Below are 21,480 nucleotides of genomic sequence, written 5' to 3' on the forward strand. Positions count from 1 at the left end.
GCAATGCTACGCCCGCGGGCGATCTGAAAGGTCCTGGTTCCCGCAGATATTTGCATGCCTCAAGATCGAATTCGACTCCGGCAGTTTCCACGACGTCTACCGCGCCGAAAGCCCTCGTACACCGGGAGTTCATGCGAGGTCAATAGCGTGGGCGTGGCAGAAAACTTCTTCCCACGAAAGGACTCCCATGCCCACCCCACACAGTTCTCGCTGGCTCGCCGCGGGAGCGGTAGCCACGGCGGCTTTAGTCCTCTTCGCAGGTTCGCCCGTAATTGCGGACGCAGCCGACGCGGACCCGACACGCTTGGTGCTGACCCCTACGGAGGATCCGGCTACATCGCAGTCCTTCACCTGGAGAACCCCGGTTGCTGAGGATGCCGGAGCGGTGCATCTGCGCGTGGCAGGCACTACCGAGTGGAGGGTGATGGATGCGCATCTACTCGCGCCGCTCGACCCCGCCTTCGTGCATCACAGCGTGACGGTCGATGCGCTTGAGCCTGGCACCACATACGAGTATTGGGTTGGCACGGATGAGGCCGCGAGCGACTATTACGAGTTCACGACCTCTACTGCTGCGGGCGACCCCTTCACGTTCATTTACTTTGGCGACGCGCAGAACGACCTTGCTGCTCAGTGGGCGCCCGTGGTGGAACAGGCGTTTGATCGCTACCCCGGCGCCGTTGGCACAGTCAACGCGGGGGACCTCATCAACAGCTCCAACAATGACTCCGAGTGGGACGACTGGTTTGGCGCAATGGATGGCTACAGCCAGACGAGCAACGTCATCGCTGCACCGGGAAACCACGAGTACACCGGCGACGCTTTCCTTCGCAACTGGAAGGCGAACTTCGAATACCCCCTGAATGGTCCGCAGGTGATCGGCGGCTACGGCGACTCGGCAGGTGAGGCGCAGCGACAGGCGTATGAAGAGCAGATGGTGAAGGCACTCGAGGAGACTGCGTACTACACCGATTACCAGGGAGTACGTTTCATCTCCATCAATGCTTCGCGTTCGCAGGCCGTCAATATCTTCACTCCCGACGAGCTGCCGAACTGCGTAGCGGACTGCCCCAATCCCATCGAGCTGTGGCTCGATATGCAGGCGAACTGGGTAGATCAGATGCTCGCGGACAACCCGCACCAGTGGGCAGTCGCAGTATTCCACCAGCCGGTATTCTCCACTTCCGAGGGCCGCAACGAAGTGGACCTGCGGCGCGCGCTATTGCCAGTTTTTCAGGAGAACAACATTGACCTGGTGCTCCAAGGTCATGACCACACCTACGCGCGTGGTTACGTCGCTGACGACGCCACGAGCATCGATGGTGTGACCGCGGGTCCGGTTTACGCGGTCGCGGTGGCAGGTCCCAAGTACTACGACCTGCAGCCCGAGGGCGAAAACGTCTGGACCGCCAATGGTGCGGTTCAGGTGACGCGGGCAGCCCAGACCTCGACCTACCAGGGCATTACGGTTGACGGTGACACCTTGAGCTACGAATCGATAGTTGCGAGAAAGGGTGCCGCGTCGAGCACTAACCTCGAGATCGGCGAGACTCTCGATTCCTTCTCCATCACGAAATATGACGACGGAACCAAGTGTGTGGTGGAGGAGGGCGTCACGGCGCCCGGCCCGGGAGTGTGCGAGCACAGCTACGAGTCTGACGGGGGTGAGGGCGGTCCCGCTCCCGTAGAGGTGCCCCTGGGGCATGAGGTTGTCGATCAGCTGGATCTTGACCTCACTGCCGCAGGACCGTTGGCCTTCGATGAAGACCACGGAACCCTCTTCATCGCCGATGCCCAGGAAGTAGGAGCGCGCATCGTCGAGGTGGATGCGGTTACGGGTGCCGAGCTCCGGGAGTTTCCGTTGAATCACATGCCGGTAGATATGGCTTTTGGCGCCAACGAACGCGCGCTACTACTCGGTTTTGCTGAGGGTTACGTGGGGGCTTACTCCGCGGACCCCTGGTCATTCGGTGAGCCCGTGATCGATGAGACGCCAGTGAGCGCCGGGATTACCGGCGTCACCTTTGATGCGTGGCGAGCTGTGGGCTACGTCGCGGTCGATGCCGGAGCGTACGGGGCAATCCTTGCTCTCGACCTCGAAAGCGGCGATCTGTTAAGCCAGACTGTCACTGCCGGCGGCATCGGGGCAATGGACGTGGATCCAGCTTCCGGTTTGCTGTACGCGACGTATGGCAGCGACATCGGGGCGCGAGTGTTCTCGACGCTCGAGGACATGGCGGTTGTCGACGAATACGCACTCGATGGTGACGTCTCAGCAGTCTCTATCGACCGTGCGGCTGGGCTTGTTTACTTTGCTCATGGGGGTGACGGCGAGGCTGGCGGTTTGAGTGTTGTCGACCGCGCAAATGGGCAGGTGTCGCGGCTCGAGGGGCCGAAGTATGGTTCCGCGGTGCAAGGCGTAGCGCTGGACACGAATGAAGAGCGCGTCTACATCGCTACGGCAGCGGGCGACCCCGCGCAGGTCGTGGTCGCGGAGCGTTGGGAGGCGCCGGTGGTAACACGCCAGCCCATGGGCGTCTCAGTAGACGAGGGCGACGAGGTTGTGCTCACCGCTTTAGCGACGGGGGTGCCGGTCCCGACGGTGCAGTGGGAGCGCAAGGTGGCCGGCGGCACGTGGGCTTCCGTCAGCAGCGCCGACAGTGCTGACCTCACCTTCAACGCCACCGAGCACGATGCCGGCGCGGCCTACCGCGCGGTCTTCACCTCAACGATGGGCGAGGAGAAGTTCACTGCGGTCAGTTCCGAGGCGAGTCTGATGGTCGCACTCGACGATTCGGGTGACGGCGGTGACGGTGGTGACGGCGGCGGTGGTGACGGCGGCGACAGTGACGGCTCTCAGGCTCCGGATGAAAGCGATTTGAACGCATCCAATATGGGCAACCTGACCATCCCGGGTGTGATCACGCTCGGCGTCCCCACCAGCATCGGCCTCGGTAGCGGCTTTGCGGGTCAGGACGTTACTCCGGTGCTGTTCTCGGAGCCGCTGATGCTGGGTACTCACTCGGCCGCCGGTGACGGATCGATCGTGGTGACCGTGCCCATCGATGCTCCAACGGGTGCGCATCGACTCGCGATATATGGCGAGTCAGGAGAGGTCATCGGGTGGGCACCAGTGACGCTGGTGGCACCCGTCGAGACGCTCGAGGGTGAGTTCGGCTCTGACTCGGGCGACCTCGCCTCCACCGGCGCCGAGTTTGGCCCCTGGGTGGCAACGGCAGTTCTGCTGCTCGTCGTGGGATCCGCGCTGGTCATTGCGAGACGACGCGTCTCTTAGCTCAGACGTCACGGGCGCTGTGAAGAGTCACCTTCGAACTCTTCGCAGTGCCCGTGGTGCGTCTAGGCGGGAGGGTTGTCGCCAAACCCCTCGTCGACAACGTCGCGCCAGTCCTCGGCCGCCAGGCCCGTGCGGTCCAACAAGTCACGCCAGTCCTCCTGGGCGTGCTCGAGGGCGTCCTCGAACAACGTCTGGCTGCCGCGCGAGGCCAGCAGGATAGCCGCGTGGATGCGCTCGGGGTCGACCTGCTGCGAGATCTCCAGCCGCTCGAGCGTGGTGAGCATCGAGGGCGCGGACGGACCAAAGTCGGCTGAGAGACGCTCGGAAATGCGGGGGCTGGGCACGGTCATGAGAGGAAGTCTGACACGCGCGCGGCGTCGCGCATCACGCACCGGCCCGCGGCTCAGTTGAGGTGCCGACCCCGACTAGGGGATGTACAGGCCCCTGCGCGGTCGCAGTGGCGGACTCGCCGTCCCGGCGCCCTCCACCATCCCGTCGAGCACCTCGGCAACCGTGTTCAGAGCCGTGTGCCGTGGCGCCCACCCGAGTTCGGAGCGAGCCCTGTCCGTGGACATCAGGGGGATGGTGGCGGCCATGTCGATCCAGCCAGGACTGACCGGCAGCGCGCGCGCGTTCCATCCTGCGGACACCGCGGCGCGAACCGCAAGCGTGGGCACTTCCTGGAACCTCCCGCCGGAGAGCAAGCTAGCGATCTGCGGACCGCCAAGCACGTCATCGGCCGCAACGTTGAGCGCGCCGCCCGGCCGCACCCGGACCGCGCCCAGGTAGGCCTGGGCGACATCGTCCGCGTGGAGGGCCTGAACTCGCATGCTGTCCGGCCACGTGATCGTGGGCAGGTGGCCGCGGAAGACGCTGGCGGGCACAAAGCGACCTACGAAGTAACGCATGATCTCGGAACCCGCGTCGCGCTGGAAAATCAACGCAGGCCTCAGGCGGGTGATGAGGACCCCGGGGTGGTCCTGCTGATGCTCGTCGAGCAGCTGCTCAAGGTCGGCCTTGTCCACGCTGTACTCACACGAGGGGACGCCCTTGGTGGGCCAGCTCTCGTCGTGCAAATCGTCGTCGTGGCTGGGCGAGTACGCGCCCACTGACGAGGCCACCACCACGTGATCGACGCCCGCGGCTCGTGCCGCTGCCAGCACCCGAGTGGTGCCAAGAATATTCGTGCGGCGCAGGCGGTCCCTGTCATGGTTGGGCTGAATCGCCCACGCGAGGTGAATCACGGCGTCGGCACCCTTCATTACCTGCGCGAGGCTACGGATCACCGCCTTGCCGTCGCGGGCGCCCATGTCGACGCTGGTCCACGTGGCGAAGTCGTAGGGAGCCGGCGGGACGCGTCGCGGCACGCGTCGGGCCACCGCCACCACGTCGGAGACGTCATCCGCCTCGCGCAAGGCGCGCAGTACGGCCGTGCCCACATTCCCGCTCGCACCAATGACGACTACCTTCATGGCTTCTCCCTTATCCGGCGGCCAACGTTCGTTGCCACAGCGCCATCTGATCCAGCGCTATTTTTAACACATTCGCTGGCGGATCTATGCCCGGTGCGCGCGTAAAGATGCTTCAAGGCTCAAAGCGGCCAAAAGGCCGCGCAAACTCTACGTCTAAGACGTAAAACTGATGGCGTTCGCGACGTTGTACCAGGCCATGCGTGCCTGGTCATCGTCCTGATAGATCGTCAAGGTAAGGGGCGTGACAACCCAGTTATGTTCATCCGCGTCGATGTGGACGCTGGTGGGAGGCTCTCCCTCTGCATACGCGGTCGCTCCCGCGATCTTAGGAGTCCAGGTCGAGGCATCGACAGGAGCAGCCACGGAGTTGGTCTCAGTGATGTGGAAGGCGTACCCGGGGTCAGTCGGGTCGCCTTCGGGGGTCGATGCCAGCCGGATGTTGAATCCGCCGTCGACGGCGTCGACCCGCCACTCGTCGGACACTGCGATCCCCAACGCGGCCGCCGCTTCACGCGCGGCAGCATCGCTTCCGGGCGGCCGGAAGACCAACCAGGCGACGAACACTGCGAGAGCCAAAATGGCGACCATAGCGCCGATGAGCATCACGAGCTGCGGCCGCGTGGTCGCGGGTTGCGAGTCGTCGCCAGGCGGGGTCACCCCGGGAATGCGTGGATCCGATGTCGGCGTTGATCCGTGATGCGCGGCCGGGAGCGGGGGGCGGTGGGTTGGCATGAATTCTGGCATCGGGCCTACCCCCTTTCAGCGCGGATGTCTCGATCCTATGTCCGGGCGTCCTTGAAGGGAGGGTTTAAGGAGGACGGGTTTCGCAGAATCTCGTATCGACCACCACGCGCCAGCCGTTGCCTGGCCCGGAACGACAGATAGGCTCGGGAGTATGCCTACTCCTCATATCTCTGCCGCCGACGGCGACTTCGCGCCCGACATCCTGCTTCCCGGCGATCCTCGCCGTGCCACCCGCATCGCAGAGACCTTTCTGGACGATGCCAGGCTCGTGACCGAGGTGCGCGGCATCGTCGGGTACACGGGCACCCACCAGGGGCGCCCAGTATCCGTGATGGCTACCGGGATGGGAATGCCGTCGGCCACCATCTACATGACCGAACTCATTCGCCACTACGGCGTAAAGCGCCTGGTACGCGTAGGAACCGTGGGCGGTATCCACCCCGACCTCGCGCTGGGAGACGTGGTGGCGGCATCGTCCGCGCACACCGACTCGGCCATGACCGCGAACCGACTGCCCGGCGTCCATTACTCGCACGCGCCGTCCTTCTCTCTGCTGCGCGCAGCAGCCGACCACGCGGACGATGCCGGGGTCACGCTGCGCGTGGGTCCCGTACTGACGTCCGACGCGTTCTATCACCCGGACCCCACGCTGGTGCCGCGCCTGGCTGCCTACGGCACCCTGGCCGTGGAGATGGAGGCGGCTGGACTGTATGCGGTGGCCGCGGCGGAGGGCGTCGAGGCGCTCATGATTGGAACGGTGTCGGATCACGTGGTGCGCGGCGAATCACTGCCCGCAGACGACCGAGAAAAGACGTTCGCGGGCATGGTCTCGGTGGCGCTCGGAGCGCTCGCGCGCTGACGTGATTCCCGCGCGCCCGTCGCAATCGCCCGATGGTCAGGCCTTGTCGGCCTCCGGGTGATGGCCGGTCGCGTTGATGTAGGTGCGGGTGGACTGGCGGGTGATGGCCATCCGGATGACCTGCGCGAGCGCCCCGGACAGCGCCGCAAAGGCGATGGCCTGACCCCAGTGCACGTTCGGGTGGTCCGGGTCGTCGGGGGTGTTGTTGCCGGTGGCCTTCTTCCACGCCACCTCGCTGATTTTTTTGGCGGCCGACGCGCCCACGAGAGCTGCAGCGGTAGTGCCTAGGTTCCACATCGTGTCACTCATAGTTCAACTCCTCGGTTCGTGATTTTTGCCATCCGCTCGGCAGGTCGCCCTTGGCTTTGGGCCTAGTGGGAACGATTCTGCGCGTATTTGCGTTGACCGGTTTGTCCAGTTTAGGTTTTAGATCGTAAGCCCGGGTTGTCAATTGCACCACCCCTGATCTCGCAGTAGGGGCGGCCGTATGTGACATCAGCCGGTATCTATTTGGAAGACGAGGCTGACATGAGCAAAGCGACAATCGTCCTGGTGTTCGCCGCAGGCTACGTTGTGGGCGCACGCGCAGGGCGCGGGCGCTACGAACAAATCAAGGGCCGCGCACAAGGGCTGTGGGCCGCCCCCCTGGTGCAAGAACAGGTCCAGAGATTATCTGAGCAAGCCACCAAGGTCACCGAGCAGGCAGTGCATCGGCTCTTCGGGTCGGCGGACACGCCCCGCGCTTCAACCTATCCAACCGAACTTCGCCCGATGCCAGCAAGCGGGCTTACAGGAGGTCAGAATCGTGGCTGAACAAGTACCCCCTCCCAAGGAAGAGTTGTCCACCGGGGAACTCATCGCTCGACTGAGCGAGCAGACCAGCACCCTGGTGCGCGATGAAATCCGGTTGGCGCAGGCCGAGTTGGAGTCCAAGGCAAAGCACGCGGGGATCGGCCTGGGACTGTTCGGCGGGGGCGGACTATTCGCGTTCTTCGCCTTGGCCGCTGCCATCGCCACCGCCATCGTGGCGTTGGCCATCGTGCTGCCGGCATGGTTGTCCTGCCTCATCGTCACCGTGCTGCTCCTCGTCATCGCCGGAGTGATGGCGTTGGTAGGCAAGAAGCAGGTCGCGCAGGCCAAGTCGCTGAAGCCAGAGAAGGCGATAGACAACTTGAAGCAAGACGTCACCGAGGTCAAGGAGCAAGCCACGTCATGAGCAACAACGAGAAAGCTGACACCTCCAAGAACGACAGCAGGGGCGTTGCCGAGATTGAAGCCGACATCGCTCGCCACCGCGCCGAACTGGGACAGACTGTCGATGAGCTAAGCGCCAGATTCGACGTCAAGAAACAAGCCAAGGCCCAAGTCGAAAATGCCCGCCAGGCGGTGCAGGACGCCTCCACCTCAGCGGCCGACCAGGCCAAGTCCGTGGTGCACTCTGTAGAGGACCAGGCGAAGGGGTTTCAGGCACGCGCCAAGCAGGCAAGCCCTCGCGAGCTCGCCGCGATGCTCGCTCCAGCCGCGATTGCGGTAGCCGGCGTCGCCGTGGTGATCACCCTGGTGAGGCGGCCATGGCGTTGAGTTCACGGGCCGGCGCGGACTCGCGCAGCAAAGAAACAGGCACCGATTCCGATCCGAGCGACGAGGGTGGGCCGGACGCGCCCACCGACGTGCCCGGTCCCGGCTGGGCCTACACCGCCCGCAAGGCGTTCCGCGAATTCCTGACCGACCAGTGCACCGACCTGGCCGCGGCGCTGACCTACTACGCCGTCCTCGCGATCTTCCCCGCCTTGATTGCCATCTTCGCCCTGCTGGGGGTCTTCGGCCAGGGCCAGCAGACCGTTGACACCGTCGTCCCGATCCTGAATGACGTATTGGGTCAGTCAGGCGCGGACACGCTCACTCCAGTCATCGAGACGCTCGCCACCGCACCCGGCGCGGGGCTGGCGGTCATTTTGGGCCTGTTGGTCTCGTTGTGGTCCGCCTCCGGCTACGTCACGGCCTTTGGCCGGGCAATGAACCGCGTCTATGAGGTGGACGAGGGGCGCCCGGTCTACAAGCTGCGACCGATCATGCTCCTCATCACCCTGATCGTGCTCGTGTTAGTAGTCCTGGTTGCGCTCATGCTGGTGCTTTCCGGACCCGTTGCGACGGCGATCGGAGAGGCGCTGGGGCTGTCCACCGCTGTCGTCGCCGTGTGGCAGGTCGTCAAGTGGCCCGTTGTCCTGGTGTTGGTGATGCTCATCGTGGCGATCCTCTATTACACGACTCCAAATGTGAAGCAGCCCAAATTCCGCTGGATCAGCGTCGGCGCGGTCGTCGCGATTGTGGCATGGGCGGCGGCCTCGGCTGCCTTTGGTTTCTACATCGCGAATTTCTCCAACTACGGCAAGACCTACGGAGCCTTCGCCGGCGTCATTATCTTCTTGCTGTGGCTGTGGATCACCAACCTCGCGCTGCTCTTTGGCGCCGAGGTCGATGCGGAGCTCGAGCGCACTCGCGAGTTGCTTGCGGGCACACCGGCGGAGGAGGAGATTCAGCTACCGGTGCGCGACGACACCAAGATCCTCAAGGACCAGGAGAAGGATGCGACGGACGTCGCCAAGGGCCGCGAGCTTCGCCAGAACCACGGCGAATCGGACGAGTCCTAGAGCCTGAATGCCTGCCCGACGTCGTGAGTGACGGCGTGGGCAGGCGGAGCGGTGGCCGCAGCGTAGTGTTCGATCTTCTCGTCGAGCACAGTGATCGCCGCAGCCAGCGCTCCGGCCTGTCTGACCAACTCGTCCCGCCGACCTGTCAGGAACTCCACCCGCTCACCAGCCTCACCATCGGTGCGGAGCAGGCTCGTAAACCGGCGCAGGTCCGCAATGCCCAGCCCTGCGTCGCGTAGGCACGTCACCACACCGATCCACGTCACGTCGTTGTCGGTGAACCTCCGATGGCCGGACGCATCGCGCGCGATGGGCCCCACCAGGCCCTCACGCTCGTAGTACCGCAACGTGTCCTCGGTCAGTCCGGTGACAGTAGCCGCCTTGCCGATGCTAATTCCCTGTGTGACCCTCATGACACCGAGTCCAACACAGATAGAGCCTCGGGGTCCAGGTGCAAGTCGCGGGAGGCCATGACCTCGTCGAGCTGCGCGACCGACGAGACCCCCACGATGGGCGTGACCGCGGGAGTGCCGCCCATCAGCCACGCGAGCACCACCTGGTTGCGCGTGGCGCCCAGGGACGTGGCGACCCGGTCGAGCGCGGCCAGCCGAAGTTCGGTGTCGGAATGCACGTAGGGCGCCGGGAGCGGACGGTCGGGCCGCGCGTAAGCCCCGGCGAGCAGGGTGTTGTACGCCCAGAACCCCAGGTCCTCGGTGCGCGCGTAGTCCAGCGCATCGGGCGTGGCGACTACATGCCCGCCGTCGGGCAGATCGGCGAACGGGATGGGCTGCAGGTAGGTGTGCCGCAGTTGCATCGCCGAGTACGGTTCCGCTCCCTGCGCCGATGCCGTGGCTCGCGCCCGTTCCAGGCGCCACACGGCGTGGTTAGAGGCGCCCAGCTGCTTGACCCGACCATCGGCGACCGTGGCACCCAGAGCGGCCACCTGATCATTGAGCGGAACGGTGCGGTCCTCGACGTGGGCCCACAGCAATTCCATGTGATCGGTGCCGAGGCGTTCCAGGGAGCCGGCGAGCGCGGCCTCGATCGCGGCGGGGGACAGTCCCTCCATCGACTCGGGCCACGTGCCGGCGACCAGTGGTGCGGCGCCCAACTTGGTGGAGACCCACATCTGCTCGCGGATGCCGGGGTTAGCGCCGAACCACTGGCCCAGCATGCGCTCGCTCGCGCCGCCAAAGCCGGTCTGGTCCTCCCAGAAGCTGTAGTTGTTCGCGGTGTCGAGCCAGCGTCCGCCGAGTTCCGCGAAGCGGTCGAGGATCGCGAACGACTGATCGCGGCCCTGCCGAGTGCCGAAGTACATCGCGCCCAGCGCGATCTGACCCTTGTGTGTGATGTCCATTTGTTCAGGGAACACCTTGGAGTGCGCTCCAGGTCAAGCCAGACTCACCGCAATGCAGACCAGCCGTCGTCGCCCATCGAAGACCGGCCGGTCGCAGCGCGGGAATCGTAAGGCGAGCGGGGCCGCCTGGATAACTCCGCATCGGCCGTCGACCCCTCCTTGCTAAGAGCCGAAGGTCGCGGCGTCGACGAGTGTAGGCAACGCCTTTTCAATGGTTTCCATCGTCGCTGTGAGGCTGATGCGGAAGTGTTCCGGTCGGTCAAACAGGCTTCCGGGCATGAGGTGGACGCCTCGCAGGGCCATATGCGTGCAGAATGCGTCACCGTCGCCACCGGGCGCCCTGCCCCATAGATAGAACGTGCCCTCCGGGCGGGTAATCTCGTATCCCGCGTCGCTCAGAGCGCCATACATTCGGTTTCGCTTGGCGGTGTACTCGACCATGTCGATCGACACCGACTCCAAGGCGGGTGCCGCGTACTGCATGATCGCATTCGGGTAGTTCCAACCTGTCGCTAACTGGACAGGCGTGAATGCACTGCGAAACGCTTGCTTGTCGGCCTCCGGTATGGACGGTGACAGGGCCAGATATCCGAGGCGCTGACCGGGAGCGAGCAGCACCTTGCCGTAGCTGTAATCGATCATTGTCCATGGGTACGCGGCCGCTGGGCTCGTGAACGGGATGTCGTCAAAACGGATGCGACGGTACGGCTCGTCGGACAGTAGCCAGATACGGCGGCCGATGCGCTCTGAAGCCTCGTCGAGGATATCGGCTAGGGCTTCCAGGCGGGCACGGGAGTAGACGCGTCCCGTCGGGTTGGCAGGCGAATTCACCACGACGATGCGCGTGTGGGGTGTGATCGCACCCGCGATGGCGTCTACGTCGAGGTCGAACGACACCGGATCGAGCGGTGCCTCCACGGGTACGAGGTTGGCGGCCCGCAACATCGGGGCGTAGCAAAACCAGCCCGGCACCGGGATGATGACCTCGTCGCCTGCATCCGCAAGCAGGTGAAAAGCGAGCTCAATCGCACCGAACGCGCCCTGCGTCATGGTGATGTCGTCAGGCTCGAACGACAAGGACAACTCGGCGGTAAGGCCATCGGCGACGGCTTGCTGTGCTGTCCGGACGCTGGACTTGTAGGCGAACCAATCGACCGTCTGAGGCTCCACCTGCGCGCGCATCGCCTCGACGAGCTCAGGCAATGGCATCTCGTGTGGGTTCCCAAAGGTGAAGTCGAGGGAGTCTGGTTGATCCGCTAGCGCCCCCATCACCGCAAAAAAGTCAGTGACCTTATCGATCTCGATCTGCGCTTGGCGCGCACGCTCCGAGAGTTCCATGAGTCCCAACTTCCCGGGTGTGGCCAGGCGCCTACGCCCATATCGATCATGACAGTGCTGTGCGAGGCCGTCAATGGTGGTCGACACGGAAGATTGAGCAGCATGCGCGTGGATGGCCGTCGCTTTCGACCGTGGCTCAGGTCGGCGCAAGTTGACATCATGTTCGACGAACAGACCATGGTCTCCGTACCCTTGGGCGCGCTCACGCGGCCGCGGGCTGCATCGTTAGTCGCTAAATGCTGGGGAGCAGGCAGGGTCCGCTCCGTGTCCCGAGGTGGTGCCCGCCATGTAGGTGGCGGGGAATTGAACTTCAAGGCTGCGGGTGATCCCGAAGGTGGTCACTTCCACGATGGCGACGTCATTGCCCGCTGCACTCCCTGCCATCATCTGCATGCATCGATCGGTAACCTGCATGATCACCACGATGTAGCCGCCAGCGGGCACATCGAGTTGAGCCGAAGTTGTCAGGAGATCGGGTGAAATCAGTCCCGACGGCGGGGAGTCCATGGCGGCGATCTCTACCTGGGTTGCGGGACTCGCGGGCCCTGGCGAGACGGTGATCGGGTAAGGGCGGTCGTTTTGCACGACCACGCTGGTCTTCGCTCCAGTGTCCAGGTCCCAGACCGTGAACGTAGATTCTTCATCGTCGAACGCGCTATCCGCAGGTTCCTCGACGAACGCGGGGTCCTGCCATGAGATCCCGCTGGAGGCCAGCGAGGGATTAAGGCCACCCAGAATCCAGGCGCCGGCCACCGCGAAGACGAGGATGGCGACTCCCCAGAGCACCACGGCGCGGGTGCGTGCTTGCCGGCGGTCGGCGGCGCCAGAGGGCGTCACGATCTGCTCAGCGGAGCCAACCCCTGGGGCAGTCTGCTCAGTCATGAAGTGATCCCCCAGGCTCCTGCGATATCTCTAGGCGCGGTTGGCCTCGTAGTACGCGATGAGCGCCTGGGTGGAGGCGTCCTGCACTCCTAGCGCCTCGACATCGCCCATGATCGCGGGAGCGATCTGTACGGCGAGCTGCTTGCCGAGCTCAACGCCCCACTGGTCGAAGCTGTTGATGCCCCAGATCGCGCCCTGCGCGAACGTGATGTGTTCGTACAGCGCGATGAGCTGGCCGAGCACCTGCGGGGTGAGCGCGGGCGCGAAGATGGACGTGGTGGGCTTGTTGCCTGCGAAGGTGCGGGCCGCGACGAGCGCGCCCTCGGTGCCCTCAGCCTCGACCTCGGCGGCCGTCTTACCGAACGCCAGCGCCTTGGTCTGCGCGAGGAAGTTGGCCAGGTACAGCGAGTGCACGTCCTGCTCGCCGTCCTTGAGCGGGTAGGCCGGGTTGACCATCGCGATGAAGTCCGCGGGGATCAGGCGCGTGCCCTGGTGGATCAGCTGGTAGAAGGCGTGCTGGCCGTTGGTGCCCGGCTCGCCCCAGAAGATCTCGCCGGTGTCGGTGGTGACGGGGGAGCCGTCCCAGCGCACGGACTTGCCGTTGGACTCCATGGTGAGCTGCTGCAGGTACGCGGGGAAGCGGTTGAGCTGCTGCGCGTAGGGCAGGACGGCGTGCGACTGCGAACCCAGGAAGTTGCCGTACCAGACGTTGAGCAGCCCCATCAGGACGGGGACGTTCTTCTCAAGCGGCGTGGTGCGCACGTGCTCGTCCACGGTGTGGAAGCCGGCGAGCAGGTCGCCGAACACGTCCGGGCCGAGCGCGACCGCGAGCGATAGGCCGATGGCCGAGTCGACGCTGTAGCGTCCGCCCACCCAGTCCCAGAAGCCGAAAGCGTTGGTGGGGTCAATGCCGAACGCCTCGACCTTGTCCAGCGCCGTGGAGACGGCCACAAAGTGGTGCGCGACCGCATCGGCCTGCGAGGCGTCGTCGCCGGTAATGGCGCCGGCCTTGCCCAGCGAGTCCCAGAGCCACTGGCGCGCGAGGCGCGCGTTGGTCAGCGTCTCGAGCGTGGTGAAGGTCTTGGACGCGACAACGAACAGCGTGGTCTCGGGGTCCAGGCCCTCGAGCTTCTGCGCCACGTCGGTGGGGTCGATGTTGGACACGAAGTGGGCGGTGATGCCGGCGGTCGCGTACGGCTTGAGCGCCTCGTAGACCATGACGGGGCCTAGGTCGGAGCCGCCGATGCCGATGTTTACGACGTCCGTCACCTTCTTGCCTGTGACGCCCTTCCAGTCGCCTGAACGCACGCGCTCGGCGAAGGCGGAGAGCTGGCCGAGGACCTCCTGGACGTCGGCGTCGATGTCCTGGCCGTCGACCACTAGGTGAGGCTCGGAGTCGGCCGGGCGGCGTAGCGCGGTGTGCAGCACGGCGCGGTCCTCGGAGGTGTTGATGTGCTCGCCTGCGAGCATCGCCGCGAACCGATCGGCCACGCCGGTCTGCTCGGCGAGCTTCACGAGCGAGGCGAGGATGTCGTCGGTGACGAGGTTCTTCGACAGGTCGACGTGCAGGTCACCGACCGACATGGTCATGCGCTCCACACGGTCGGCGTCGGCGGCAAACCAGCCACGCAGGTCCGGGGAGAAAGAGGAGTGGTGTGCGGTCAGTTCCGCCCAGGCGGACGTGGACGTGGGATCGATAGGTGAATTCATATTCCCTATGCTAGCCATGCGTTACCGTCTCCACGCCTGGTACGGCGGCCAAATAGTGTTGAATTGGTCAAGACACGTATGAATCCAGGTGCGACGGCGCTCCAAAACGATTCTCGGCGAACTTAGACGAACGGTGGCGGGGGACATATGGGCAGCACGATGGTGGCCAAGGTAAAGGCGAGTCGTAAGGAAATAGTCCTGCTCGTGGTTTCCCTCGCGTGCTACGTGGGGCTGTCGGCACTGGTCCGTGAAGGGTGGACCGACACCCACATGGATACGTGGATCGCCGTACCCACCATCGACCCCCGTTCCACCGTTGGGCAGTTGCTCCAGACCTTCTCTGTCATGACCCAGCCGGTCGTCATGCTGATCGTCACCGCGATTCTCGCCGTGCGCGCCGTCCAACAGCGCCAGCGCAGGCTCGCGCTCGCGCTGGTCGTCGCGCTGCTCGGCCTGCCGGTCTGGGAGATTGTCCGCAACCTGGTGGCGCGCCCGCGCCCGGAATCCGAGTTCAGCGAATCCATCTCCGCGATGGGCTACTCGTATCCCGCGGGCCACACGCTGTCGATGACGCTCCTCGCCTGGGTCTTCGTGGCATTGTCCAGCGCGCAACTGCGCTCCGTGGGCAACCTGAGGCGTTGGCAGGTGCTGGGTGCGCTGGCGGTCCTGCTCGTGGCCGTGGACCAGTTCCTCATGGGGATCCAGTACCTGTCCGACCTGATCGGCGGGGTGTTCCTGGGGCTGACGATGGCCACGATCTCGCTGCTGGTGAGCCGGTTCGAGGGAGTCGTGCCTGGCGCCAAGACCGCTAAGCGGTTGCCTAAGTCCGGGCGCGTCGCCGGAGTGATCTACAACCCCACCAAGGTGCTCGACCTGGGAGACTTCCGCCGTCGCATGTCGACCGTCGCGGAGACCAAGGGCTGGGAAGCGCCCAAGTGGTGGGAGACCACCGCCGAGGACCCCGGCACGGGCATGGCGATTGAGGCCTCCGAAAAGGGCATGGACCGCGTGCTCGTGGCGGGCGGCGACGGCACCGTGCGCACCGTCTGCGCGGCGATGGCCGGCGGCAAGATTCCTGTGGCCATTGTTCCGGCAGGCACCGGAAACCTGCTGGGACGCAACCTGGGCATCCCGCTCGACGAGGGAGAGGCCACCGCGCTCGCCCTGCACGGTTCCCCGCGCCGCATCGACGTGGTGCGGTTCAAGGCCGAGGAAAACGAGCAGACCTTCGTGGTGATGGCCGGCGTGGGACTCGACGCGCAGATCATGCGCGACACCAACCCCAAGGTGAAGAAGTTGGTCAAGGGCGGCGCGTACGTCCTCGCCGGTGCCCAGCAGCTGAGCAACACGTCCTTTAAGGCCACCGTCACCCTGGACGGCAAGGTGGTCCACGAGGGTGATGCCGCGATGGTGCTGGTGGGTAACGTTGGCAAGCTCCAGGGCGGGATCGACCTCATCCCTGGCGCCGACGCCTCCGACGGCCTGCTCCACGTCGTGGTCGCACACGGCGAGGGAGTGCTCGGCATGGGGCGCCTCCTCAAGGCACTGAGCAGCGGCAAGGACGACTCGGTGATCCAGCACTTCGACGGCCGCAAGGTATCAGTGGTGCTCGACCGCGCCGTGCCGTACCAGCTCGACGGCGACGTCGAGGGCGAGACGCAGACCTTCGAGGCAGAGGTCGACCCGGGCGCGCTGTCCGTGGTGGTTCCCAGCTAGCAATGCAGCGCCAGGAGGTTTGAGTTGTCTTCATCGGAGACCGTCGAGCAAGCCCCCGGCGCAGCGAGGCCCGATGCGTGGCGCTTCTTCACCTTTGTGGTCGCCGCGGTGGGGGCCGTCGCCATCTTCCTCAACGCGACGACGGAGTCCGAGATCATCCTCATCGTCACGGTGCCGGTGTTGGCGATTCTGGGGGCAACCGCCAATTCGCGTCTGGCTCAGAAGCCTCGGTTCTACTCGGCATTCCACCAGATCGCGCTGATATGGATGGCCGCCGCGGCCTTGCTGCCGCAGTGGCTCGACAAGACCCCGCTAGGGATTGGCCAAGCCCTAGCGCTCGTCGCGATCGGCTCGGCGCCCATGTTCGCGGTCGCCATTTGGTTGGGCGCTCGCGCCCGTCGCTAGAGGCGGTCGGCCACCGCCGCGTTGCGGCCCTGCACGTAGACGCCCGCGATGGCGGGCTGGCGTAGCCCTACGAGCAGCGTGAACAGTTCCTCCAGGGTGGCCTGCTCCTCGTCGTCCGCGCGGATCCCCATGGACAGCATTCCGTCCAGCGGCTCCCAGCGGGACTTCTCGATCAGCAGGAAGTCCGCGTCCTTGCCCACGTCCAGGTTGCCGAACGCGTGCTCCATATCTAGGGCGCGCGCGCCCGCGAGGGTGGCGGCGAAGAGCAGCTCGGCGGGGTGCAGCGCGGAGCCGGCCTCGCCGGACTCTGAAATGTGGACCTTGTAGCAGTCTCCTGCCACTCGTGAGATGAGCCATTCGTCGCCTGCGCCGATGTCCGTGCCAAGGGCGATGTTGACCCCGGCGGCGACGGTCGCGCGCCACGGCATCGTCCCGGAACCCAGGAAGAGCTGCGACGTGGGGCAGTGCGCGATCGACGTCTCCGTCTCCGCCATGCGCGACAGCTCGCGCGGCTGCGAGTGGACGGCGTGGGCCAGGGAGGATCGGCGTCCCAGCAGGGAGCTGCCGCCCACCTTGGACCCCTCCAGGAAGCGTCCGTCGTAGGTGTCGAGGTAAGTCTCGACCCCATAGGACCCCAGCACGGCCGCGATCTCGCCGTCGCCAGCGCGGTTGTTCTCGTTGAGGTGGGAGTGGAAGTAGACGCCCCTGGCGCGCTGCTCGTCGTAGAGCTCGCCCATCGCGCCCAGCGTCTGTCGGGTCACCGACAGCGAGAAGCGGGGGACGATCGCGACCTGGACGCGGGCGGTACGGGGGTCGCCGGTGTCCACCGCGTGCCAGCGGTCAATCTCGTCGGCGACCAGCTCGATGGCGCGCGCCTCGGAGGTCATCAGCGCGGCGGCGGCGGGCGAGCCCACCGTCTGCACGCCACGCCCGGAGACGATGCGCAGTCCAGCCGCCAAGGTCTCGCGGTACAGCGCGTCCTGGGCCACCGGGAAGGCGGACCCGAACACCATCGCGGCCGTGGTGCCGGCGGCAATGCGGCGACGAGTGAAGAACCGCGCCGCCTGCGTGGCGAACTCCTCGTCCACGTACTGCGCCTCGGTGGGGAAGATGCAGTGGTCCAGCCACTCGAGCAGCTGGCCGCCGCCGTGCGCCGCCGTCGCGTAGACCTGCGGGAAGTGCACGTGGGCGTCCACGAACCCGGGGATCAGGTAGTCGGCCTCCACGACGGGGTTGAACGCGTACTCGTCGGGAAGGTCGGCGAACTCGCCTACCCACTCGATGCGCCCGTCGTCGCTGACCGCCATCGCCCCTTTGGGGATGGAGACCAGGTGGCTGGTGACGTCGTTCTGCGCGGGCGCACCCGCAATGTGGAAGATGTGCGCCCGGTACACCCTGCTCATACGAGGCCCGAGTACTTCTCCCATGCCGAGCCGGCATCGGGGGCGTCGTCGCGGACCACGTTGGCCTGGATGAGGCCGTACGGACGGTCGTCCGCGTGGAAGACCTCGCCGTTGTTCTCTACCCCGAACGTCTCGAGGTCGAACAGGAAGTGGTGCTTGTTGGGCGCGGACAGGTTGACCTCGACCACGCCGTCGACCGCCTCGAGGACGGCCTTGCCCATCTGGAACAGGGTCTGCTGGAGCGCGAGCGAGTGCACGGTGGCGAACGCGGAGGTGAGGATGGACTTGATGGTCGCGTACATCGCGTTCCAGTCGCCCTCGGTGCCGGCGTAGCGCCAGGTGGCGACCAGCGAGGTGGCCATCACGCGGTCGGTGGTGGGCTGCAGGCGCGTGTACTTGTCCTCGAGGAACCCGGTGAACTCCGACCCGGTGGACTTGAGAATCACCAGGTCCTTGAGACCCCCGGTGACCCATTCGCGGCGGTCCTCGCCCGAGCCCTCGACGGTGATCGCGGCGGTGCGGACCTCCTGGCCGGTGCGGACCCAGGTGTGGTCGTGCTCGGAGCCGTCGACCAGCACGCGCTCCCAGCCAAACTCCTCGACCTCGACGCGCGAGGAGTGCACGGGGTCGACGTCGTCCACAAAGTGACGCGCGAGAGCGAGCGAGTAATCCTCGATGGAGTCGACGCCCACCTCCTTGGCGTACGCGTAGGCGGTCTGCTTCTGGGTGTCGGTAGGAAGCACAGCCGACTGGTCGCCCGTCAGGTACGCGGCCTCGAAGTCGCCGCGCAGGCACGTCGACACGTTGATGTCCTTGATGTCGTGACGCGGCTGGTCACGGTAGATCCGGACGATGTGGTTCTCGGCCTTGCCGTACTGGTGGCCTCCCAGGCTGATGCCCATGCGTGCGTCACTCTCCTTGAGCGAGGGTGGTATTTCCGTGTCCCGCTGCGGAGATAATTCTCACCCCGCGCAGGCTAGGTCCACGACCATTTTGCGGCGCTACCAGGGGCGATGCTCAAGAAATTAACGCATCCTTAACATGCGCGGAACATCCAAGCCACATTCGGGCCGCGAATCAGGGTCGGCTGAGCAGCTGTCCCTGGTTCGGGGCGTCCGGCTGCGCGGGGAAGACCTGCGCGCCGGCCAGCCAGGTGCGCGAGGTGATACCGGTGAGGCTCGCACCGTCGAACGCGCTGACGCGGTTGCGGTGGAGCAGGTCGCCCACGTCCACCTGCCATTCGCGGTCCGGGCAGAACGCGACCAGGTCGGCCCGCATGCCCACCGTGATGGCGCCGCGGTCAGTCAATCCGACGAGCGCCGCCGTCTTGGCGGTCATCCATTCCACCGCGGTCTCGAGCGCGATTCCGCGCTGTTTAGCGCCCGACGCGATGGCCGCGAGGCTGACCTGCAGGCCGGAGATTCCTCCCCACGCACGGCCAAAGTCGCCGTCGGCTCCCAGCTTGAGTTCGTGGGTCGCGGGGGAGTGGTCTGAGGCGACGATGTCGATGGTGCCGTCCACCAGGGCCTCCCACAGGAGCTCCCGGTTGGTCTCGCCCCGCACGGGAGGGCAGCACTTGAATGCCGTCGCGCCATCGGGGATGTGCTCGGCGTCAAAGGTCAGGTAGTGCGGGCAGGTCTCTACGGTGATGGCGAGGCCCTCCGCCTTGGCCGCCCGGATCGCGGGCAGGGCGCTCGCGGAGGACAGGTGCAGGATGTGGGCGCGGCCGCCGGTCTCGCGGACGGCGTCAATGATCGTGTCGATCGCGCCGGTCTCCGCGCTGTCCGGCCGGGACGCCACGAAGTCCGCGTAGGCCACGCCCCCGGCGTTCGCGTGGGCGTCCAGCTCGTCGGGGTCCTCGGCGTGGACAATCACCATGCTGCCGAACTTCTTGGTCTCGGCCAGGGCAGACGTGAGTTGTTCCCGCGACAGGTGCGGGAACTCGTCGACGCCGGAAGGGGACAGGAACGCCTTGAAGCCAAACACCCCGGCATCGTGCAGCGGCTCCAGGTGGCCCAGGCTGGACGGGATGGCGCCGCCCCAGAAGCCCACGTCGACCGTGACCTGAGGAATGGCGGCCTCGCGCTTGAGGCCGAGCGCCTCCACCGTGGTCGTGGGCGGCAGGGAATTCAGCGGCATGTCGATGATGGTGGTGACGCCGCCGGCGGCCGCCGCCTTGGTGGCGCTCGCGAAGCCCTCCCAGTCGGTGCGACCGGGCTCGTTGACGTGGACGTGCGTGTCCACCACTCCGGGGATCAGTACCTCGTCGACGGTCAGCGACACGGTCTGGGTCCCGCTCCAGTCGGCGTGACGCGGGCCGATGCGCACGATCATGCCGTCGCGCACGGCGACGGCCGCCCGTTGCCAAGTTCCGTCGATCAGGATGCGCTCCGCGCGAATGACAAGGTCGAAGTCTCTGCTCATGGTGGTCAGCCTAGACGGCCAGTGTTGCACCGGCGTATCGTCCCGCGACTCCTGGCCTCAAGACGGCAACATTGCGGAAATCCAACGCTCTTACACTGGCCGCAAACCACGCGGAGAGTAGGGCGGCACACCATGCAGGTCAGCGATGTTTGACATTGCCCCGGCGCTCGAGCGCGAGCTCGCGGCGGGACGCTCCCTCGCGGTCGTCATGGTGGCGAGGGTCGACGGCTCCGCGCCGCGCGCGTTGGGGTCCGCGATGGCGGTCACGGACGACGGCCGCGCGATCGGTTCGATTTCCGGCGGCTGCGTCGAGGGCGAGAGCTACGCGCTCGCGCAGGAGGTCATTTCCGACGGCGTCGCCCGCATGAGCGAGTTCGGCTTCTCCGACGAGGACGCGTTGCTCGCGGGGCTCAGCTGCGGCGGGCACATCACCGCCGTCGCGGTGCGCCTGACCCCGGCCGATGCGTGGGTACGCGAGCAGTTGCGCGCGGCCGCGCGCGGCGACAGGGCGGCAATGTCGGTGAGTCTGGGCGCGACGCCGGGTCGTATCGCCACTGCGGTGGGCGGCGGAACTTCGGCCGACCTCACTCGCGCTGACGACCAGTCACTGACCGTCGTGTTCCAGGCGCCTCCGCGCATGGTCATCGTGGGCGCGGTGGACTTCTCCGCGGCCCTTGCCGATGCCTCCCGGATGCTCGGCTTTCACGTCACGGTGGTCGACGCCCGCCCGGTGTTCGCGACCGCCGAGCGCTTCGCGTCCGCGCACGACGTGGTCTGCGCGTGGCCCGACGCCTACCTGGCAGAAACCGAGATCGACTCCCGCACCGTGATCTGCGTGCTGACCCACGAGGAGCGTTTCGACGTGCCCGTGCTGGCCCAGGCGCTGGCGTCTCCGGCTGCCTACGTGGGCGCCATGGGCTCGCGACGCACCCACGACCGCCGCATGGCGCTCCTGCAAGAGCTCGGCATCGGCGAGGATGCCCTCGCGCGCCTGCGTTCGCCCATCGGCCTCGACCTGGGCGGCTCGACCGCGCACGAGACGGCCATCGCGATCGTCGCGGAGGTCATCGCCGACCGCACCGGCGCATCGGCCGCGCGCCTGTCGGGAACCACTGGCCGCATCCACGGCTCCGCTGGTGCCCGACCCGTCGCGAAGCCAGTCGCTTCTGCTCACCAGTCGCTGAGTGCTGGTGTGGGCCGAATTGTGGCCCTTAGCGACTGACG

The 21,480-nt window shown here is 65.9% G+C and carries 20 protein-coding genes; 8 read left to right on the forward strand and 12 right to left on the reverse strand.

Going from position 1 to position 21,480, the window contains the following annotated elements; translation table 11 throughout:
• Positions 1 to 187 precede the first annotated feature (187 nt).
• A complete protein-coding gene (locus ACQU6B_RS03545) occupies positions 188 to 3,295 on the forward strand; it encodes a fibronectin type III domain-containing protein (RefSeq protein WP_430868669.1) in 3,108 nt (1,035 codons plus the stop codon).
• A gap of 62 nt (positions 3,296 to 3,357) precedes the next feature.
• Here the strand turns inward: ACQU6B_RS03545 and ACQU6B_RS03550 are convergent, their stop codons facing one another.
• The 3 genes from ACQU6B_RS03550 to ACQU6B_RS03560 all read right to left on the reverse strand — a co-directional run bounded on the left by ACQU6B_RS03550 (position 3,358) and on the right by ACQU6B_RS03560 (position 5,424).
• Complete coding sequence (locus ACQU6B_RS03550) at positions 3,358 to 3,645, reverse strand: hypothetical protein (RefSeq protein WP_430868670.1); 288 nt, start codon at positions 3,643 to 3,645, stop codon at positions 3,358 to 3,360.
• 75 nt (positions 3,646 to 3,720) lie between these two features.
• Positions 3,721 to 4,767 carry an NAD-dependent epimerase/dehydratase family protein gene (locus ACQU6B_RS03555; protein ID WP_430868671.1) on the reverse strand — a complete coding sequence of 349 codons (1,047 nt, stop codon included), beginning with the start codon at positions 4,765 to 4,767 and terminating at the stop codon, positions 3,721 to 3,723.
• 153 nt (positions 4,768 to 4,920) lie between these two features.
• Entirely contained in the window at positions 4,921 to 5,424 is a 504-nt protein-coding gene (locus ACQU6B_RS03560; protein WP_430868672.1) for a hypothetical protein, read from the reverse strand.
• A 238-nt stretch (positions 5,425 to 5,662) separates the two neighbouring features.
• On the opposite strand from ACQU6B_RS03560, the gene deoD reads away from it, so the two are divergent.
• Positions 5,663 to 6,370: a purine-nucleoside phosphorylase gene (gene deoD / locus ACQU6B_RS03565; protein ID WP_430868673.1), complete on the forward strand. Its 708-nt coding sequence runs from the start codon at positions 5,663 to 5,665 to the stop codon at positions 6,368 to 6,370.
• A gap of 36 nt (positions 6,371 to 6,406) precedes the next feature.
• On the opposite strand, the gene ACQU6B_RS03570 is transcribed toward deoD, so the two are convergent.
• Positions 6,407 to 6,679 carry a DUF4235 domain-containing protein gene (locus tag ACQU6B_RS03570; RefSeq protein ID WP_430868674.1) on the reverse strand — a complete coding sequence of 91 codons (273 nt, stop codon included), beginning with the start codon at positions 6,677 to 6,679 and terminating at the stop codon, positions 6,407 to 6,409.
• A 496-nt stretch (positions 6,680 to 7,175) separates the two neighbouring features.
• On the opposite strand from ACQU6B_RS03570, the gene ACQU6B_RS03575 reads away from it, so the two are divergent.
• Genes ACQU6B_RS03575 through ACQU6B_RS03585 form a run of 3 tightly spaced genes read left to right on the forward strand, consistent with a single transcriptional unit; the run spans position 7,176 to position 9,021 of the window.
• A complete protein-coding gene (locus tag ACQU6B_RS03575; RefSeq protein ID WP_430868675.1) occupies positions 7,176 to 7,586 on the forward strand; it encodes a phage holin family protein in 411 nt (136 codons plus the stop codon).
• The gene (locus ACQU6B_RS03580) at positions 7,583 to 7,951 is read left to right on the forward strand and encodes a DUF3618 domain-containing protein (RefSeq protein WP_430868676.1); all 369 of its coding nucleotides are present in this window, start codon (positions 7,583 to 7,585) and stop codon (positions 7,949 to 7,951) included. Before ACQU6B_RS03575 ends, ACQU6B_RS03580 begins: the two co-directional genes overlap by 4 nt.
• A complete protein-coding gene (locus tag ACQU6B_RS03585) occupies positions 7,942 to 9,021 on the forward strand; it encodes a YihY/virulence factor BrkB family protein (RefSeq protein WP_430868677.1) in 1,080 nt (359 codons plus the stop codon). Before ACQU6B_RS03580 ends, ACQU6B_RS03585 begins: the two co-directional genes overlap by 10 nt.
• On the opposite strand, the gene ACQU6B_RS03590 is transcribed toward ACQU6B_RS03585, so the two are convergent.
• The 5 genes from ACQU6B_RS03590 to pgi form a co-directional block, all read right to left on the reverse strand.
• Complete coding sequence (locus tag ACQU6B_RS03590) at positions 9,018 to 9,434, reverse strand: MerR family transcriptional regulator (RefSeq protein WP_430868678.1); 417 nt, start codon at positions 9,432 to 9,434, stop codon at positions 9,018 to 9,020. The two genes, ACQU6B_RS03585 and ACQU6B_RS03590, sit on opposite strands and share 4 nt — an antisense overlap.
• Positions 9,431 to 10,378: an aldo/keto reductase gene (locus tag ACQU6B_RS03595; protein ID WP_430868679.1), complete on the reverse strand. Its 948-nt coding sequence runs from the start codon at positions 10,376 to 10,378 to the stop codon at positions 9,431 to 9,433. Before ACQU6B_RS03595 ends, ACQU6B_RS03590 begins: the two co-directional genes overlap by 4 nt.
• Before the next feature lie 162 nt (positions 10,379 to 10,540).
• On the reverse strand, positions 10,541 to 11,716 hold the full coding sequence (locus ACQU6B_RS03600; protein WP_430868680.1) for an aminotransferase class I/II-fold pyridoxal phosphate-dependent enzyme: 1,176 nt from the start codon (positions 11,714 to 11,716) through the stop codon (positions 10,541 to 10,543).
• Positions 11,717 to 11,941: 225 nt separating this feature from the next.
• Positions 11,942 to 12,598 (reverse strand): hypothetical protein, encoded by a 657-nt coding sequence (locus ACQU6B_RS03605; RefSeq protein ID WP_430868681.1) that lies wholly within the window; start codon positions 12,596 to 12,598, stop codon positions 11,942 to 11,944.
• 30 nt (positions 12,599 to 12,628) lie between these two features.
• Positions 12,629 to 14,308: a glucose-6-phosphate isomerase gene (gene pgi, locus ACQU6B_RS03610; RefSeq protein WP_430868682.1), complete on the reverse strand. Its 1,680-nt coding sequence runs from the start codon at positions 14,306 to 14,308 to the stop codon at positions 12,629 to 12,631.
• A 147-nt stretch (positions 14,309 to 14,455) separates the two neighbouring features.
• Between pgi and ACQU6B_RS03615 the strand changes: the two genes are divergently transcribed.
• Positions 14,456 to 16,024 (forward strand): diacylglycerol kinase family protein, encoded by a 1,569-nt coding sequence (locus tag ACQU6B_RS03615; RefSeq protein ID WP_430868683.1) that lies wholly within the window; start codon positions 14,456 to 14,458, stop codon positions 16,022 to 16,024.
• A gap of 24 nt (positions 16,025 to 16,048) precedes the next feature.
• On the forward strand, positions 16,049 to 16,429 hold the full coding sequence (locus ACQU6B_RS03620; RefSeq protein ID WP_430868684.1) for a hypothetical protein: 381 nt from the start codon (positions 16,049 to 16,051) through the stop codon (positions 16,427 to 16,429).
• Here the strand turns inward: ACQU6B_RS03620 and ACQU6B_RS03625 are convergent.
• The 3 genes from ACQU6B_RS03625 to allB all read right to left on the reverse strand — a co-directional run bounded on the left by ACQU6B_RS03625 (position 16,426) and on the right by allB (position 20,256).
• Positions 16,426 to 17,832 (reverse strand): amidohydrolase family protein, encoded by a 1,407-nt coding sequence (locus ACQU6B_RS03625; protein WP_430868685.1) that lies wholly within the window; start codon positions 17,830 to 17,832, stop codon positions 16,426 to 16,428. The two genes, ACQU6B_RS03620 and ACQU6B_RS03625, sit on opposite strands and share 4 nt — an antisense overlap.
• Complete coding sequence (gene pucL / locus ACQU6B_RS03630) at positions 17,829 to 18,734, reverse strand: factor-independent urate hydroxylase (protein WP_430868686.1); 906 nt, start codon at positions 18,732 to 18,734, stop codon at positions 17,829 to 17,831. Before pucL ends, ACQU6B_RS03625 begins: the two co-directional genes overlap by 4 nt.
• A gap of 175 nt (positions 18,735 to 18,909) precedes the next feature.
• Positions 18,910 to 20,256 carry an allantoinase AllB gene (gene allB, locus ACQU6B_RS03635; protein WP_430868687.1) on the reverse strand — a complete coding sequence of 449 codons (1,347 nt, stop codon included), beginning with the start codon at positions 20,254 to 20,256 and terminating at the stop codon, positions 18,910 to 18,912.
• 145 nt (positions 20,257 to 20,401) lie between these two features.
• Here allB and ACQU6B_RS03640 point away from each other — a divergent pair, with 145 nt between their 5' ends.
• Positions 20,402 to 21,478, forward strand: a complete 1,077-nt coding sequence (locus tag ACQU6B_RS03640) for an XdhC family protein (protein WP_430868688.1) — start codon at positions 20,402 to 20,404, stop codon at positions 21,476 to 21,478.
• The last annotated feature ends 2 nt before the right edge of the window (positions 21,479 to 21,480 follow it).

This window comes from Demequina aurantiaca (genome assembly GCF_050598105.1).
Lineage (GTDB): Bacteria > Actinomycetota > Actinomycetes > Actinomycetales > Demequinaceae > Demequina > Demequina aurantiaca_A.

Excerpts from the sequence above, each read along its gene's own strand:
- ACQU6B_RS03545 (WP_430868669.1), top strand. The coding sequence starts at position 188 with ATGCCCACCCCACACAGTTCTCGCTGGCTCGCCGCGGGAGCGGTAGCC.
- ACQU6B_RS03550 (WP_430868670.1), bottom strand. The coding sequence starts at position 3,645 with ATGACCGTGCCCAGCCCCCGCATTTCCGAGCGTCTCTCAGCCGACTTT.
- ACQU6B_RS03555 (WP_430868671.1), bottom strand. The coding sequence starts at position 4,767 with ATGAAGGTAGTCGTCATTGGTGCGAGCGGGAATGTGGGCACGGCCGTA.
- deoD (WP_430868673.1), top strand. The coding sequence starts at position 5,663 with ATGCCTACTCCTCATATCTCTGCCGCCGACGGCGACTTCGCGCCCGAC.
- ACQU6B_RS03570 (WP_430868674.1), bottom strand. The coding sequence starts at position 6,679 with ATGAGTGACACGATGTGGAACCTAGGCACTACCGCTGCAGCTCTCGTG.
- ACQU6B_RS03580 (WP_430868676.1), top strand. The coding sequence starts at position 7,583 with ATGAGCAACAACGAGAAAGCTGACACCTCCAAGAACGACAGCAGGGGC.
- ACQU6B_RS03585 (WP_430868677.1), top strand. The coding sequence starts at position 7,942 with ATGGCGTTGAGTTCACGGGCCGGCGCGGACTCGCGCAGCAAAGAAACA.
- ACQU6B_RS03590 (WP_430868678.1), bottom strand. The coding sequence starts at position 9,434 with ATGAGGGTCACACAGGGAATTAGCATCGGCAAGGCGGCTACTGTCACC.
- ACQU6B_RS03595 (WP_430868679.1), bottom strand. The coding sequence starts at position 10,378 with ATGGACATCACACACAAGGGTCAGATCGCGCTGGGCGCGATGTACTTC.
- ACQU6B_RS03600 (WP_430868680.1), bottom strand. The coding sequence starts at position 11,716 with ATGGAACTCTCGGAGCGTGCGCGCCAAGCGCAGATCGAGATCGATAAG.
- ACQU6B_RS03605 (WP_430868681.1), bottom strand. The coding sequence starts at position 12,598 with ATGACTGAGCAGACTGCCCCAGGGGTTGGCTCCGCTGAGCAGATCGTG.
- pgi (WP_430868682.1), bottom strand. The coding sequence starts at position 14,308 with ATGAATTCACCTATCGATCCCACGTCCACGTCCGCCTGGGCGGAACTG.
- ACQU6B_RS03615 (WP_430868683.1), top strand. The coding sequence starts at position 14,456 with ATGGGCAGCACGATGGTGGCCAAGGTAAAGGCGAGTCGTAAGGAAATA.
- ACQU6B_RS03625 (WP_430868685.1), bottom strand. The coding sequence starts at position 17,832 with ATGAGCAGGGTGTACCGGGCGCACATCTTCCACATTGCGGGTGCGCCC.
- pucL (WP_430868686.1), bottom strand. The coding sequence starts at position 18,734 with ATGGGCATCAGCCTGGGAGGCCACCAGTACGGCAAGGCCGAGAACCAC.
- allB (WP_430868687.1), bottom strand. The coding sequence starts at position 20,256 with ATGAGCAGAGACTTCGACCTTGTCATTCGCGCGGAGCGCATCCTGATC.
- ACQU6B_RS03640 (WP_430868688.1), top strand. The coding sequence starts at position 20,402 with ATGTTTGACATTGCCCCGGCGCTCGAGCGCGAGCTCGCGGCGGGACGC.